Source organism: Intrasporangium flavum (assembly GCF_001956915.1).
Taxonomy (GTDB): domain Bacteria; phylum Actinomycetota; class Actinomycetes; order Actinomycetales; family Dermatophilaceae; genus Monashia; species Monashia flava.
Window position 1 is genome coordinate 75,555 of sequence record NZ_MLJO01000016.1, and the last position, 14,569, is coordinate 90,123.

Below are 14,569 nucleotides of genomic sequence, written 5' to 3' on the forward strand. Positions count from 1 at the left end.
AGGGTCGCGTGCGGCGCTCAGGCGTCGCGGGCCTGCCGGATCGTCGCGCGCAGGAAGGCCTGCCACGCCTCGACGCCGTCGGTCAGCTCGCCGGTGCCGCCGTGGTCGCGCAGGATCGCCGTCGTCGCGTCGCGCGTCGGGCCGTCGAGCTCGCCGGAGGTCTGCACCCCCGTGCGCCCCCAGACGTGCACGCACATCGCCTGGATCGCCTGGACCTGCGCGCCGGAGCGCGGGATCAGCCGCGGCACCCCTCCGGGTCCGAAGCGTCCGCTGTCGACGTGGATGTGGTTGGAGTGCGAGGCGTCGAACAGGTAGGTCAGCACGTCGGCGAAGTGCAGGTGCAGGCCGGCGGCCACCTGCCAGTAGGTGCGCAGCCGGCGGCGCACCTCGGCGGCCGTGTCGTCGCGCCAGCGGTCGTACCGCAGCGAGGCGACGTCGGCGCCGCCGGTGCGCAGCCGGGCGATGTCGAGCGCCTGGCCCGAGTGGTGCCACGACGTGCCCGCCCCCTGGGTCCACCCGCCGTAGGAGTGGAGCGCGTCGGGTCGTTGGCCGGTCAGCGTGCGGTGTGTCGTCATCCACGCCGCGAGCGTCGCCGCGAAGGCGTCCTGCACGTAGTACGGCGTCGCGCGGCCGTCGACCTCGTAGACGTGCCTGGCGTCGCCGATCGCGGTGCGGCGGCGCAGCGCCGACCGGTCGAGCGCGGCCGGGTGCGCGGACGACTCGGGCGTCATCGTCACGGGGCGTTCGGGTCCGACCACCGACGCGAGGGCCCAGCCGCCACCGGCGACGGCGGCGACCCCGAGCCCGCCGAGCACGAGGACTCCCCGACGCGTCAGCCGAACGGGTGGCTCCCCGCCCGGCGCCGAACCGGGCGCCGTGCCGGGGGCCGTGCCGGGGGGCGTGCCGGGCGCTCCGCGGGGCCGGGGTCCCGACACGGGAGGCCGCGGTCGGCGCGTCTCGGACGTCGTCACCGCCCCAGTCTCACCCGAGCCGGGCCCCACCCGGAAACCCCTCGCCCGCGTGGCGCGCCCGAAATGTCCGTTTGCCGGGAGCGTCACGGCCACGACGCGCCGCAATGTCACACTCCACGGCCGCCGCGTGTCCAGCCGGTGAAACCCCCGCCGGGCCCTGCGATGATCGTCGCACCCCGGCCGACACCCCCACGGACCCCCGAGGTGATGACCGATGACGACCCTCCCGACGCCGGAGCGCCCGACCGACGACACCGGCGACGCCGCCGACCCGCGTGACGCGGCGACCGCCGTCTTCGAGCAGCACCGCGGCTCGCTCGTCGGCGCCGCCTACCGGATCCTGTCGAGCCACAGCGACGCCGAGGACGTCGTCCAGGAGGCGTGGCTGCGGTGGCGCGAGGTCGACCTCGACACCATCGACGAGCCGCGCGCCTACCTGCTCACCGTGACGACGCGCCTGGCGCTCAACCGGATCCGGCAGCTGCGCTCCCGGCGGGAGGCCTACGTCGGACCGTGGCTGCCCGAGCCGGTGGCCACCGACCCCCGCGACGACGGGGCGGCCGCGGCCGAGCTCGCCGACGACGTGTCGATGGCGATGCTCATCGTCCTCGAGTCGCTGAGCCCCCTCGAGCGCGCGGCGTTCGTGCTGACGGAGGTGTTCGGGATGCCCGCACCCGAGGTCGCCACGACGCTGGACCGCTCCCCCGCCGCGGTGCGCCAGCTGGTGCACCGCGCCCGCTCGCACGTCGAGGCCCGACGCCCCCGCAGCGTCGTCGACACGGCACGGCACCGGCAGGTCGTCGAGCGCTTCCTCGCCGCTGCGACGGGCGGCGACGTCGAGGGCCTCTTCGAGGTGCTCGCCCCCGACGTCACCCTGGTCAGCGACGGCGGCGGCATCCGCAAGGCGGCGCTGCGCCCGATCCACAGCGCCGACAAGGTGATCCGCTGGCTCGCCGCGGTCATGAACCGGCCGGAGGCACAGCTGGTCACCGGTGCCGAGGTGCGCGTCGTCAACGGCGAGGACGCCGTCGTGTTCCTCACGGCGGACGGTGTCGACTCGGTGTGGTTCCTCACCGTCGAGGGCGACCGTGCCGTGCGCCTGCACGGCGTGCGCAACCCGGAGAAGCTCCACGCCGTGAGCTGAGGCCTCAGGCGTCGAGGGTGGCGATGGCGTCAGCGGTCGCGAGCACCTTGCGGGCCGTGTCGACGTGGAGGTTCTCGATGAGGCGGCCGTTCAGGGTCGCGACGCCGCGCCCCTCGGCCTGCGCCTGCTCGAACGCCTCGATGACGGCGCGCGCGTCGTCCACCTGCTCGGTGCTCGGTGCGAAGACGGCGTTGGCCGGCTCGACCTGGCCCGGGTGGATGAGGGTCTTGCCGTCGAAGCCCATCTCGCGGCCCTGCCGCGCCTCGGCGAGGAAGCCCTCGGCGTCCTTGACGTCGTTGAAGACCCCGTCGAGCACGGCGACGCCGGCAGAGCGGGCGCCGAGCACCGCGAGCTGGAGGCTCGTCATGACGGCGGCGCGCCCCGGGGCGAACGTCGCGCCGAGCTCCTTGTAGAGGTCGTTGGTGCCGAGGACGAGCACCGCGAGGCGGTCGGAGGCGGAGGCGATCTCGGCGGCGTGCAGGATCGCGGCCGGCGTCTCGACCATCGCCCACAGACGCGTGTGGTCGGGCGCGCCGGCGGCCTCGAGCGCGGCGACGAGGCCGCGCACCTCGTCGGCCGAGCCCACCTTGGGCACCACGACGGCATCCGGGCCCGTGGCGGCCGCGGCAGCGAGGTCGGCCTCGTGCCACTGGCTGCCCAGCCCGTTGACGCGGATCGTCACCTCGCGCCGGCCGTACTCACCGGATCGTGCTGCAGCGCAAGCGTTCTCGCGGGCGGCGTCCTTGGCGTCGGGCGCGACGGCGTCCTCGAGGTCGAGGATGAGTGCGTCGACGGGCAGCGACTTGGCCTTCTCGAGCGCCCGCTCGTTCGAGCTCGGCATGTAGAGGACGGAGCGGCGCGGGCGGAAGGTGGCGTCGGCGGATCCCATTGCGGCTCAGGCCTCCTGGCTGTCGGTCGTCTCGGCGTAGAGCCGCGCGAGGTCGGGGTCGGTGGCGGCGAGCCGCTCGGCCAGCTCGACGATGACGAGGCACTGCTTGAGGCTCGCGTCGTCCTCCATCTTCCCGTCGAGCATCACCGCACCGGTCCCGTCGCCCATGGCGGCCACAACCCGCCGGGCGTGGCGCACGTCGTCGGCCGACGGGCTGAAGACGCGCTTGCCGATCTCGATCTGCACGGGGTGCAGCGACCACGCACCGACGCAGCCGAGCAGGAACGCGTTGCGGAACTGGTCCTCGCACGCGACGACGTCCGTGATGTCGCCGAACGGCCCGTAGTACGGGTAGATGCCGTGCATGGCGCACGCGTCGACCATCCGGGCGATCGTGTAGTGCCAGAGATCCTGCTGGTGCACCGCGCGCGTCGCGTGCACGTCGTCGCCGGCGGCGTCCTCGCGCACGAGGTAGCCCGGGTGGCCGCCCCCGACGCGGGTCGTCTTCATCCGGCGGTCGGCCGCGAGGTCGGCCGGCCCGAGCGAGAGGCCCTGCATGCGCGGGCTGGCGCCGCAGATCTCCTCGACGTTGACCATGCCGCGCGCCGTCTCGAGGATCGCGTGCACGAGGATCGGGCGCGTCAGGCCGGCCTTCGCCTCGAGCTGGGCGAGCAGCCGGTCGACGTAGTGGATGTCCTCGGCACCCTGCACCTTCGGCACCATGATGACGTCGAGCTTGTCGCCGATCTCGGTGACGAGCGTCGTGAGGTCGTCGAGGGCCCACGGGCTGTCGAGGGCGTTGACGCGGGTCCACAGCTGGGTGTGCTCGCCGAAGTCGGTGGCCTTGGCGATGGCGACGAGGCCCGCTCGGGCGGCCTCCTTGCGGTCGGCCTTGACGGCGTCCTCGAGGTTGCCGAGCAGCACGTCGACCGTGCCGACGAGGGCGGGGACCTTGGCGGCCATCTTCTCGTTGCTCGGGTCGAAGAAGTGGATGACCCGCGACGGACGGGCCGGCACCTCGGTGAGAGGTGCGGGCGCGCCCACCGCGAGGGGACGGAGGAAGTCCTTCGCGCTGCGCATGGGCGTCAACCTAGCGTCGGGCCACCGGCGTCCGTTATGACCGCGCTCACGCCCGACCGGCATGAGGCGCGGATCACTAGGGTGGGGCCTGTGACCGACGCCAGCACCCGACCGACCGAGGAGCCCACGCAGCCGGCCGCCAACCTCAGCGCCCTGCTCGGGGAGGCGATGGGCAAGTCGGGGCTGCTGTGGATCGACGTCGCCGACGACCGGGCCTGGCCGGCCTGGCACGTGTGGGACGACGGCGCCGCGCTCGTCGTCAGCGGCCCGGGCGAGCAGCCGCTGCCGTGGCTGCCCAAGGAGGTCCGGCTCGTCCTGCGCAGCAAGGACACCGGCGGCCGCCTGCTCACCGTCCGCGCGACCACCCACGTGCTCGACCCCGGGACGCCGCAGTGGGCGCGCGCCGCCGACCTGCTCAAGGCCTCGCGCCTCAACGCCGTCGACGACTCCCTGACGCGCTGGGCCGCCGAGTGCACGGTCACCGCGCTCGTGCCGTTCGGCGAGCCCGACGAGTCGCCCGGCGCCTACTCGGCCGACGCGCACCGGGCCGCCCCCGCACGCACCGCCGCCACGACGACCGCCTGGCGTCCGTGGCACCTCGGCGGACGCGGCGAGGAGAAGGCCCAGCGCCAGGCGGCGCGCGCCGAGGAGCGCGGCAGCCGCAAGGCCGCCAAGGAGCGGGCCAAGATGCGCAAGCGACGCCAGCGACGTGGCGGACGTCAGCGTCCGTCGTGACCGAATAGCCTTGGCCCCATGAGTGGAAGCACCCGCGTCTTCGTCGCGCGCCTGACCGGCCTGAGCGTCTTCGACCCGCTCGGTGACCAGGTCGGGCGGGTCCGCGACGTCGTCGTGATGTTTCCGTCCGGCCGGCCCCAGCCCCGCGTCATCGGTCTCGTCGTCGAGGTGCCGGGACGCCGACGCGTCTTCGTGCCGATGACGCGCGTCACCTCCATCGACGCCGGTGCGGTCATCACGACCGGCCTGGTCAACATGCGCCGGTTCGAGCAGCGCACCAACGAGGTGCTCGTCGCGGCCGAGCTGTTCGACCGTCCGGTTCGCGTCAGCACCCCCGAGGCCGTCGAGGCCGGGTTCGCCGACGCCGTCGTCGAGGACCTCGCCATCGAGCAGGGCCCGCGCCGCGACTGGCTCGGCGTCAAGGTGTTCGTCCGGCAGGTGTCCGGCGTCTCGTCGGCCTCGCGCGCCGTGTCGCGCCTGACCCGGCGCCGTTCCGGCAAGACGATGCTCGTCGACATCCGCGACGTCACCGGCCTGCACGACCAGGCCGCCGCCCAGAGCGCCGAGCGCCTCCTCGAGACCTACGACGACCTCAAGGTCGCCGACCTCGCCGAGGTCATCCACGACCTCAACCCCAAGCGTCGCGCCGAGGTGGCCGCAGCCCTCGACGACGAGCGCCTCGCCGACGTCCTCGAGGAGCTGCCCGAGGACGACCAGGTCGAGATCATCGCCGGCCTCGACACCGAGCGCGCCGCCGACGTCCTCGAGGCCATGGAGCCCGACGACGCCGCAGACCTGCTCGCCGACCTGCCGCCCGAGCAGGCCGAGACCCTCCTTCAGCTCATGGAGCCCGAGGACGCCGCCCCCCTGCGCCGGCTGCTGTCCTACGACGAGAACACCGCCGGCGGCATGATGACGACCGAGCCGGTCGTCCTCGGTCCCGAGGCCACGATCGCCGAGGCCCTCGCCATGGTGCGCCGCGAGGAACTGGCCCCGGCCCTCGCCTCGATGGTCTACGTGTGCCGCCCGCCGCTCGAGGTGCCCACCGGTCGCTACCTCGGCCTCGTGCACATCCAGCGGCTGCTGCGCGAACCGCCGCACGGCGCGGTCGGCAGCATCATCGACAAGGAGATGGAGCCGGTGCCGGCGAGCGCGTCGCTCGAGACCGTCACCCGCACCCTCGCGACGTACAACCTCGTGTCGCTGCCCGTCGTCGACGACGACGGACGCCTCATCGGCGCGGTCACCGTCGACGACGTCCTCGACCACATCCTCCCCGAGGACTGGCGTGAGGAGCGGCACGAGCTGGAGGTGCGCCCGTGAGCGAGCGAGCAGAGCGCCGCGGGGGCTCGCGGTCCGGACGCCTCGACGGCCGCGACAAGCTCGACAAGCTGGACCAGCCGCGCGAGCAGCGAGCCCGCCTGCTGACCGTGTCGTTCTCGCAGGAGGCGTTCGGCGTCCTGTCCGAGAAGTTCGCGCGCTTCATGGGCACCGCGCAGTTCCTCATCGGCATGACGATCTTCGTCGTCGCCTGGGTCGGCTGGAACCTCGTCGCGCCCCAGGGCCTCGTCTTCGACGAGTACCCGTTCATCTTCCTGACGCTGATGCTCAGCCTGCAGGCCTCCTACGCGGCACCGCTCATCCTCCTCGCGCAGAACCGGCAGGCCGACCGCGACCGCGTGGCCCTCGAGCAGGACCGCGCCCGCGACGAGCGCAACCTCGCCGACACCGAGTTCCTGACGCGTGAGGTCGCCTCGCTGCGCCTCGCCCTGCGCGAGCAGGCGACCCGCGACTTCGTCCGCTCCGAGCTGCGCAGCCTCCTCGACGAGCTCGAGGAGCGCGCGCTCGTGCGCCGCGTCGACGAGCCGGCTGCCCCGCACCACACCGAGTAGCCACCGGCCGGGTGTGTCGCGGTAGACACGGCCCGTGGTCGGGGGCCCCGCCGGCGCGACCTACGATGGAGCACATGTCCGTCCCCGCACTGCCGAGCCGTGACGCCCTGCTCACGGCGCTGTCGAAGGTCAACGACCCCGAGATCCGCAAGCCGATCACCGAGCTCGGCATGGTCAAGTCGGTCGAGATCGACGACGCCGGTGCGGTGGCCCTCGCCATCTTCCTCACCGTCTCCGGGTGCCCGATGAAGGACACCCTGACGAAGGACTCGACCAACGCGCTCCTCGCGGTCGAGGGCGTCACGGCCGTCGACGTCACCCTCGACGTCATGAGCGACGAGCAGCGTTCGGCCCTGCGCCAGCAGCTGCGCGGCGGCGCTCCGGAGAAGGAGATCCCCTTCGCCAAGCCGAACAGCCTGACGCGCGTCTACGCCGTGGCCTCGGGCAAGGGCGGCGTCGGCAAGTCGTCGGTCACCGTCAACCTCGCGGCCGCGATGGCCGAGCAGGGCCTTCGCGTCGGCGTCGTCGACGCGGACGTCTACGGCTTCTCGGTGCCGCGCATGCTCGGCGTCGAGCAGCGCCCGACGCAGGTCGACGAGATGATCCTGCCGCCGATCAGCCACGACGTGAAGGTCATCTCGATCGGCATGTTCGTGCCCGGCAACCAGCCCGTCGTGTGGCGTGGCCCGATGCTGCACCGGGCCCTGCAGCAGTTCCTCGGCGACGTCTTCTGGGGCGACCTCGACGTCCTGCTGCTCGACCTGCCGCCCGGCACCGGCGACATCGCCATCTCGGTGGCCCAGCTCATCCCGACCGCCGAGATCCTCGTCGTCACGACGCCGCAGCAGGCGGCCGCCGAGGTCGCCGAGCGCGCCGGCTCGATCGCCCTGCAGACCCACCAGCGGATCGCCGGCGTCATCGAGAACATGAGCTGGCTCGAGCTGCCCGACGGCACCCGCCAGGAGATCTTCGGCTCCGGCGGCGGCAAGGCCGTGGCCGACTCGCTGAGCCGCAGCATCGGCGCCCCGGTCGAGCTGCTCGGCCAGATCCCCCTCGACACCCGTCTGCGCGAGGGGGGCGACGCCGGCACCCCGGTCGTCCTCGGCGCCCCCGACTCGGCCGCCGGCGTCGCGCTGCGCGGCATCGCCCGTGGCCTGGCGAACCGGGCCCGCGGGCTCGCGGGCCGCTCGCTCGGCCTCTCCCCCGTCGGCCGCTGACCCTCACCCGTCGAGAGGCCACCTTCGGCGCCGCCCCACCCGTCGAGAGGCCACCATTCGTGGCCTCTCGAGGTTTCCGGGGGCCGCCCGTCGTGGCCTTTCGACGGGTGAGGGTGGGGTGCGTCAGGCCAGCGACTCGACCCAGGCCCGGTGCAGGCCGGCGAACCGCCCCGAACCGGCCTCGATGAGCTCGCCCGGCGTGCCGTCCTCGACGATCCGCCCGTGCTCCATGACGAGCACCCGGTCGGCGATCTCGACCGTCGAGAGCCGGTGGGCGATGACGATGGCCGTGCGCCCGGCGAGGATCGTCTGCAGCGCCTGCTGGACGAGCCGCTCCGAGGGGATGTCGAGCGAGGACGTGGCCTCGTCGAGGATGAGCACCGCCGGGTCGGCGAGGAAGGCCCGCGCGAAGGCGACGAGCTGGCGCTGGCCGGCGCTGAGCAGGCCGCCGCGGTTCGACACCGGGGTCGCGTAGCCCTCCGGCAGGGCCGAGATGAACTCGTGCGCCCCGAGCGATCGCGCCGCCAACTCGACCTGCTCGTCGGTGGCGTCGGGACGACCGAACCGGATGTTGTCGGCGACGGTGCCGCTGAACAGGTAGTTCTCCTGGGTCACCATGACGACCGCGCGGTGCAGGTCCTCGGAGGTGACGCGTCGCAGGTCGGTGCCGTCCAGGCTGACCTCGCCCCCGGTGGGGTCGTAGAAGCGCGTGGCCAGCTTGGCCAGGGTGGTCTTGCCGGCGCCCGTGGTGCCGACGAGGGCGAGGGTCTGGCCGGCGGGGACCGTGAGGTCGAGGTCGGGCAGCACCGGGGTGCCCGGCACGTACTCGAACCGGACGTGGTCGAAGCGCACCTCGCCGCGCGCGCCGGTGAGCGGCACGGGGTCGGTGGGCTCGGGCACGTCGGGCTCCTCCTCGAGCACGCCCGACAGCTTCTCCAGGGCGGCCGAGGCCGACTGGAAGGTGTTGTAGAACTGCGAGATCTCCATCATCGGCTCGAAGAACTGGCGCAGGTAGAGCAGGAACGCCGCGAGCACGCCGACCGTGACCTCACCGTGGTAGGCGAGGTAGCCGCCGTAGAGCAGCACGATGCCGATGGTGATGTTGCCGATGAGCCGGATGCCCGGCATGAACCACGCGACGAGCCGGAACGCGACGAGGTTGGCCTGCCGGTACTGGTCGTTGACGTCGTCGAAGATCTCCTGGTTGCGCGGCTCGCGGCGGAAGGCCTGGACGGCGCGGATGCCGTTCATCGACTCGACGAAGTGGACGATGACGAGCGCGACCTTCTCGCGGGTGGCGCGGTAGCTGCGCGCCGACGCCTTGCGGAACCAGTTGGTCAGCCACGCGAGGAACGGGCCGCAGAGCAGCGCGACGAGGCCGAGCTTGACGTCGAGGACCAGGAGCAGCACCGAGGTGCCGACGAGGGTCAGCGCCGCCGTGACGAGGCCGTCGAAGCCGGTCTCGAGCATCTCGTAGATGGCGTCGACGTCGGAGGTCTGCCGCGAGATGACGCGCCCGGAGGTGTAGCGGTCGTGGAAGGCCGGGCTGAGGCGCTGGAAGTGCCGGAAGACGCGGCGTCGGATCGACAGGAGGATGTCCTGGCCGATGCGCCCCGAGCGCACGAGGAAGAGGTTGCGGGCGACCGCCTGGGTGATCGTCGCGAGGAGCACGAGCCCGACGATCACGAGCAGCGGGCCGAGGTCGTCCGAGGCCGTGATCGGCGGGATGCCGACGTCGATGCCCTCCTTGACGAGGTACGGGATGGCGAGGCGGGCCGCGTTCTCGACGACGACGACGACCATGAGCCAGCCGAGCGCCCGGCGCCACGGCCGGAGCACGTCGGCGAGCAGCCGCCGCGACCGGCCCGCGAGGCGGGCGGAGGTCTCGGCGGTCAGCTCGCCCTCGATCTCGTCGGAGGCGACGCCGCGCCAGTCCTGCTGGGCGTTGGTGCTGGTGCTGGTGCTGGTCTTGGTGCTGGTGGGCGTGCTCATGCCGGCACCCCCTCGGAGGAGTCGCGCTCGGGGACCGGGTCGGCGGCGAGCAGGTCGCGGTAGGCCGGCACGGAGTCGAGCAGCTCGCGGTGCGTGCCGACGTGGGTGATGGTGCCGTCCTGGAGGAGGGCGACGCGGTCGGCGAGCAGCACCGTGGACGCGCGGTGGGCCACGATGAGCCCGGTGGTGTCGGACAGCACGCGCGACAGCGCCTCCTCGACGAGCTTCTCGGTGTGGACGTCGAGCGCCGACAGGGTGTCGTCGAGGACGAGGACCGCCGGGCGCGACAGGACGGCGCGGGCGAGCGCGAGGCGCTGGCGCTGGCCGCCGGACAGCGACATGCCCTGCTCGCCGATGCGGGTGTCGAGGCCCCACGGCAGGTCGTGGACGAAGCCGGCCTGGGCGATCTCGAGCGCGGCGAGGACCTCCTCGTCGCTCGCGTCGACCCGCCCGAGGGTGACGTTCTCGCGGGCGCTCATCGAGAAGAGGGTCGGCTCCTCGAAGGCCGTGGCGACGAGGCTGCGCAGCGCGGCGAGGTCGAGGTCGCGCACGTCGACGCCGTCGATGGTGATGCGGCCGCCGGTGACGTCGAAGAGGCGCGGCACGAGCGAGGTCAGGGCCGTCTTGCCGGTGCCCGTGGCCCCGACGAGGGCGAGGGTCTGGCCGGGGGGCAGGTCGAGGTTGACGTCGCGCAGCACCGGCTGGTCGGGGGCGTCGGGGAAGGCGAAGTCGACGTGCTCGAAGCGCAGGTGGCCCCGACGCGGCCGGGCGGCGTGCTCGCCGGAGACGATGTCGGGCTCGGTGTCGAAGATCTCGAGCACGCGGGCGGCGGCGGTCATGGCCTCCTGGGCCATCGCGAGGATGACGCCGAGCGAGGACACCGGCCACACGAGCGAGAGCATGAGGGTGATGAAGGCGACGAGCTCGCCGGGCGTCAGCGCGCCCCGGCCGACGCCGATGGCGCCGAGCAGCAGGACGACGACGACGGCGAGGTTGGGGATGACCTCGAGGAAGGTCCAGAACTTCGCCGACAGGCGCACCTTGTCCATGCTGGTGGCGCGCAGCTCGAGGGAGGCGGCGTCGTAGCGCCCGGCGACGTGGTCGCTGCGGCCGAAGGACTTGATGACGCGGATGCCGACGGCTCCCTCCTCGGCCTGCGTGGCGAGGTCGCCCTGCTGGTCCTGGACCTGGCGCGAGATGACGACGTAGGCCTTCTCGAACCGCATGGAGAGCCAGATGATCGGCACCGACACGGCCGCGACGACGAGCCCGAGCGGCCAGTACATCGACAGCAAGACGCCGGTGACGACGGCGAGCTGGAGCACGTTGACGACGAGGAAGAGCAGCCCGAACCCGCTGAACCGGCGGATCGCCGACAGGTCGGTCGTGGCGCGCGAGAGCAGCTGGCCCGACTGCCACCGGGTGTGGAAGCTCATCGGCAGCGCCTGGAGCCGCTCGTAGAGGTCGCGCCGCAGGTCGGTCTCGAGGCCGAGGACGGCGTTGGACTGCACCCACCGGCGCAGGAAGATCAGGACCGCCTCGAGGACCCCGAGGCCGAGGGCGAGCAGCCCGAGCGGCAGGACCGGGCCGAGCTCGTGGCGGGAGATCGGCCCGTCGATGATGGCGCGCGTCACGAGGGGCAGCGCGATGGACAGCCCGACGCCGGCGAGCGAGGCGGCGAACATGACGAGCAGGGCCCATCGGTGCGGCCGCAGGTAGCCCCGCAGACGCCAGAGGGACCGGACGGAGGCAGGCGGGTGCGAGGCGGGTTCGTGAGGCATCAAGGGGTGACGATAACCCCCGCCACCGACACCCGATGCCTCTGGGTCAGATTCTTTCGCGCGTCGCGCCCGGGGACGGGCTCAGGTGGCGTCGGCGTCCCACGGCGTCGGCTTGGACGGGTCGTGGCCGCGGGGCGCGCTGACCGGCTTGTCCGGCTCGACCTCGGCCTCCTCGGCCGGGGAGTTCAGGGCGTCGCGGACGATCTTGCGCGGGTCGTACTGGCGCGGGTCGTAGGCCCGCCAGTCGATGTCGGAGAACTCCGGACCCATCTCGTCCTTGAGCTGCTCCTTGGCCCGGTCGGCCATGGCGCGCGCCTGCCGGACGAACCGGCCGAACTTCGCGGCGTACTCCGGGAGGCGCTCCGGCCCCAGGACGATGACGGCGAGGACGCCGAGCAGGAGCAGCTCCCACCCGTTGATGTCGAACACTCTTCCTCGCTTCCCTGCAGGCCGGCGCGGGTCATCATACGGAAGCGCGCCGGGAACCGGCTCACTTGTCCGGCTCGGCCTCGAGCGTCATCTGCAGGTCGGTCTGCTTGCCGTCGCGCAGCACCCTGAGCGTGACCGTGTCACCGACCGCACGAGCACGGATCCCGACGATGAGCTGGTCGGGCGTACGGATGCGCTTGCCCTCGAACGCGATGATGACGTCGCCCGGCTTGATGCCGGCCTTGTCCGCGGGACCTCCCGCGGTCACGGCGCGGGGGGTGTCATCGACCTCGGCGCCCTCACCGGCGAAGGTGCGGCTCAGCGCGACGCCGATGATCGGGTGGGTCGCCTTGCCCGTGGCGATGAGCTGGTCGGCGGTGCGCCGGGCCTGGTCGCTCGGGATGGCGAAGCCGAGGCCGATGCTGCCACCGGTCGAGCCGCTCGTGCCGGGCACCCGCGCGATCGCCGAGTTGATGCCGATGACCTGGCCGTTCATGTCGAGCAGCGGGCCGCCGGAGTTGCCCGGGTTGATCGCTGCGTCGGTCTGGATGGCGTTGATGTACGACGACTCGGTGCCCTCGCCCGGGGTCACCGGGCGGTTGAGCGCGCTGACGATGCCGGTGGTCACCGTCTGGTCGAGCCCGAGCGGCGCACCGACGGCGATGACCTGGTCGCCGACGACGACCTGGTCGGACCGGCCGAGCGTCAGCGGCGTCAGGTCGGTGCGGTCGATCTTGATGACGGCGAGGTCGTAGGAGGCGTCCTTGCCGACGACGGTGGCCTTGGCGGTGTCGCCGTTGCTCAGCACGACGTCGATGCTGCCGCTCGCCGCGGACACGACGTGGTTGTTCGTCAGGATGTGCCCCTTGCGGTCCAGGACGAACCCGGAGCCGGTGGCCGAGCCCTCGCTGCCGCCGTCGACCTTGATCGTCACGACGCTCGGCAGCGCGGTCGCCGCGATGTTGGCGACGCTGCCGGCGGGCCGCACCGTGGCGCCGATGCCCGGGGTGGGCAGCGTCGAGCCGCCCGTCAGGGAGACGTTGTCGCCCAGCAGGTGCCCGGCGGCGCCGCCGACGACCGCCGAGAGCAGGCACAGCCCCGCCACGGCCGCCACGAGGACGCCGCGACGCCGCAGCGGCCGGACCGGCGCACCTCCGGGCCCGTGACCGGTGGCCGGGGGCTCTCCCTCGGCGGGAGCGAGCGGAACCGTGACGGGTGCGCCGGTGGGGGCGGCCCAGTAGCCGCTGCTCGAGGCGGCTGCCGTGGCTCCCGTGGCGCCCTCGGCGCCGCTCGACGCTGACGACGCTGACGACGCGGTCGACTCGCCCGAGGCGGGGCCGACCGGCCCGGCGGATGCTGCGGGCGGCGCGTACGACGCGCGGTGGGCCTCCTCGGCCTCCGCGTCGGCGCGGTCGCTGCCCCACGTGGCGTCGGCCCGGGCGGGCACGCCCGGACCGTCGGCCGGGTGCTCGCCGCCGAAGACGTCGAACCAGGCGTCGGAGTCCGACTCGTCACCGGCGGACGCCTCGGGAGCGCCCGAGGCAGCGCCCGAGACGGCAGGGGCGGCGGGCGACTCTGGGATCTGCTGGGTGTCGCGCAGGTCGATGATGCCGGTGCGCTCCCCCGTGGGGCGCGGGTCGGCGGCTCCCTCGACGGGCTCGGGAGCACCGGGGTGCTCGGGCTGCTCGGGGTCGGGCCTGCGCGGCTCGTCGCTCATGGCGTCGATTCTGCCGAACCCGTGCCGGAGTAGCGCACCAGGCCCACCTGCGGGGCGCGGTTGACGACGCGGCTCGTGACGACCCAGTACGGCACGGTGACCGGGCCGAGCCGGCTCGTGAGCGAGGCGTCAGGGCCCGACGCGGAGCCGGAGCCCCCGGACGTGGACCGGCTCACCGTCAGGGCGGTCATGCCGCCGCTCAGGGAGCTCGGACCGGTGCCGAAGCTCGCGACGGGGACGCGCGAGGTGGGCAGGCGCGTACCGCCCGGGACGGGCGAGACGGCCAGGCCCCACGCGGCGGCGACCGACGCGCCGGCGGCGATCGAGGCCACGACCGCGGCACGCATCGGCGAGCGGTGCAGCGCCGGCGCGCCCGGGTGGACGGTCGGGACGGGGTCGTAGCTCGGCAGGGCGCCGCGCAGCCCCATCGGGGGCAGCGGGATGCGGGGGCCGTGGTCGCGATCGGGCTCGGCGGTCGGGCCCGTGGCGGCGAGGCCGAGCAGGGCCGAGCGCAGCGACGTCGGCACACCGGTGTCGGAACGGAGGGCGGCGACGATGCGTCGCTCCCGCTCGACCGTGTCGCGGCACGACAGGCAGCACACGAGGTGCTTGTCGTAGAGATGCAGCATCGCCGGCGGCAGGGCCCGGTCCACGTAGGCGCGCACGTAACCTCGCAGGTGCGGCGTCACGGGTTCACCTCCAGGCGGTTCGGGGTCGGGGCG

General features: G+C 73.3%; 13 protein-coding genes. 5 read left to right on the forward strand and 8 right to left on the reverse strand.

Features of this window, described 5'->3' with window-relative positions:
• Positions 1-17: 17 nt before the first annotated feature.
• Positions 18-815 carry a hypothetical protein gene (locus BIV28_RS13345; protein ID WP_242653007.1) on the reverse strand — a complete coding sequence of 266 codons (798 nt, stop codon included), beginning with the start codon at positions 813-815 and terminating at the stop codon, positions 18-20.
• A gap of 370 nt (positions 816-1,185) precedes the next feature.
• Here BIV28_RS13345 and BIV28_RS13350 point away from each other — a divergent pair, with 370 nt between their 5' ends.
• Positions 1,186-2,115: an RNA polymerase sigma-70 factor gene (locus BIV28_RS13350; RefSeq protein ID WP_076262605.1), complete on the forward strand. Its 930-nt coding sequence runs from the start codon at positions 1,186-1,188 to the stop codon at positions 2,113-2,115.
• Positions 2,116-2,119: 4 nt separating this feature from the next.
• On the opposite strand, the gene BIV28_RS13355 is transcribed toward BIV28_RS13350, so the two are convergent.
• Together BIV28_RS13355 and BIV28_RS13360 are read right to left on the reverse strand one after the other, a co-directional pair.
• A complete protein-coding gene (locus tag BIV28_RS13355; protein WP_076262607.1) occupies positions 2,120-3,004 on the reverse strand; it encodes an HpcH/HpaI aldolase/citrate lyase family protein in 885 nt (294 codons plus the stop codon).
• A gap of 6 nt (positions 3,005-3,010) precedes the next feature.
• The gene (locus BIV28_RS13360; RefSeq protein WP_076262609.1) at positions 3,011-4,084 is read right to left on the reverse strand and encodes an HpcH/HpaI aldolase/citrate lyase family protein; all 1,074 of its coding nucleotides are present in this window, start codon (positions 4,082-4,084) and stop codon (positions 3,011-3,013) included.
• 90 nt (positions 4,085-4,174) lie between these two features.
• Between BIV28_RS13360 and BIV28_RS13365 the strand changes: the two genes are divergently transcribed.
• From BIV28_RS13365 to BIV28_RS13380, 4 genes are all read left to right on the forward strand, one after another.
• A complete protein-coding gene (locus tag BIV28_RS13365) occupies positions 4,175-4,819 on the forward strand; it encodes a hypothetical protein (protein ID WP_076262611.1) in 645 nt (214 codons plus the stop codon).
• Between the two features lie 18 nt (positions 4,820-4,837).
• The gene (locus BIV28_RS13370; protein WP_076262613.1) at positions 4,838-6,142 is read left to right on the forward strand and encodes a magnesium transporter MgtE N-terminal domain-containing protein; all 1,305 of its coding nucleotides are present in this window, start codon (positions 4,838-4,840) and stop codon (positions 6,140-6,142) included.
• Positions 6,139-6,711: a DUF1003 domain-containing protein gene (locus BIV28_RS13375; RefSeq protein ID WP_076262615.1), complete on the forward strand. Its 573-nt coding sequence runs from the start codon at positions 6,139-6,141 to the stop codon at positions 6,709-6,711. The genes BIV28_RS13370 and BIV28_RS13375 overlap by 4 nt, the downstream gene beginning before the upstream one ends.
• Positions 6,712-6,785: 74 nt before the next feature.
• Complete coding sequence (locus tag BIV28_RS13380; protein WP_076262617.1) at positions 6,786-7,928, forward strand: Mrp/NBP35 family ATP-binding protein; 1,143 nt, start codon at positions 6,786-6,788, stop codon at positions 7,926-7,928.
• Between the two features lie 123 nt (positions 7,929-8,051).
• Here the strand turns inward: BIV28_RS13380 and BIV28_RS13385 are convergent, their stop codons facing one another.
• The 5 genes from BIV28_RS13385 to BIV28_RS13405 all read right to left on the reverse strand — a co-directional run bounded on the left by BIV28_RS13385 (position 8,052) and on the right by BIV28_RS13405 (position 14,536).
• Positions 8,052-9,920, reverse strand: a complete 1,869-nt coding sequence (locus tag BIV28_RS13385) for an ABC transporter ATP-binding protein (protein ID WP_076262619.1) — start codon at positions 9,918-9,920, stop codon at positions 8,052-8,054.
• Positions 9,917-11,701 (reverse strand): ABC transporter ATP-binding protein, encoded by a 1,785-nt coding sequence (locus tag BIV28_RS13390; RefSeq protein ID WP_076262621.1) that lies wholly within the window; start codon positions 11,699-11,701, stop codon positions 9,917-9,919. Before BIV28_RS13390 ends, BIV28_RS13385 begins: the two co-directional genes overlap by 4 nt.
• Before the next feature lie 81 nt (positions 11,702-11,782).
• Positions 11,783-12,130 carry a Sec-independent protein translocase protein TatB gene (gene tatB / locus BIV28_RS13395; RefSeq protein ID WP_076262622.1) on the reverse strand — a complete coding sequence of 116 codons (348 nt, stop codon included), beginning with the start codon at positions 12,128-12,130 and terminating at the stop codon, positions 11,783-11,785.
• A 61-nt stretch (positions 12,131-12,191) separates the two neighbouring features.
• Positions 12,192-13,847, reverse strand: coding sequence for a trypsin-like peptidase domain-containing protein (locus tag BIV28_RS13400; RefSeq protein ID WP_076262624.1), 1,656 nt, complete (start codon positions 13,845-13,847; stop codon positions 12,192-12,194).
• Positions 13,844-14,536, reverse strand: coding sequence for an anti-sigma factor family protein (locus BIV28_RS13405; RefSeq protein ID WP_076262625.1), 693 nt, complete (start codon positions 14,534-14,536; stop codon positions 13,844-13,846). The genes BIV28_RS13400 and BIV28_RS13405 overlap by 4 nt, the downstream gene beginning before the upstream one ends.
• Positions 14,537-14,569 lie beyond the last annotated feature (33 nt).

What these genes read in the sequence shown, in the direction of transcription:
- BIV28_RS13350 (WP_076262605.1), top strand. Translation starts at nt 1,186, where the DNA reads ATGACGACCCTCCCGACGCCGGAGCGCCCGACCGACGACACCGGCGAC.
- BIV28_RS13355 (WP_076262607.1), bottom strand. Translation starts at nt 3,004, where the DNA reads ATGGGATCCGCCGACGCCACCTTCCGCCCGCGCCGCTCCGTCCTCTAC.
- BIV28_RS13360 (WP_076262609.1), bottom strand. Translation starts at nt 4,084, where the DNA reads ATGCGCAGCGCGAAGGACTTCCTCCGTCCCCTCGCGGTGGGCGCGCCC.
- BIV28_RS13370 (WP_076262613.1), top strand. Translation starts at nt 4,838, where the DNA reads ATGAGTGGAAGCACCCGCGTCTTCGTCGCGCGCCTGACCGGCCTGAGC.
- BIV28_RS13380 (WP_076262617.1), top strand. Translation starts at nt 6,786, where the DNA reads ATGTCCGTCCCCGCACTGCCGAGCCGTGACGCCCTGCTCACGGCGCTG.
- BIV28_RS13385 (WP_076262619.1), bottom strand. Translation starts at nt 9,920, where the DNA reads ATGAGCACGCCCACCAGCACCAAGACCAGCACCAGCACCAGCACCAAC.
- BIV28_RS13390 (WP_076262621.1), bottom strand. Translation starts at nt 11,701, where the DNA reads ATGCCTCACGAACCCGCCTCGCACCCGCCTGCCTCCGTCCGGTCCCTC.
- BIV28_RS13400 (WP_076262624.1), bottom strand. Translation starts at nt 13,847, where the DNA reads ATGAGCGACGAGCCGCGCAGGCCCGACCCCGAGCAGCCCGAGCACCCC.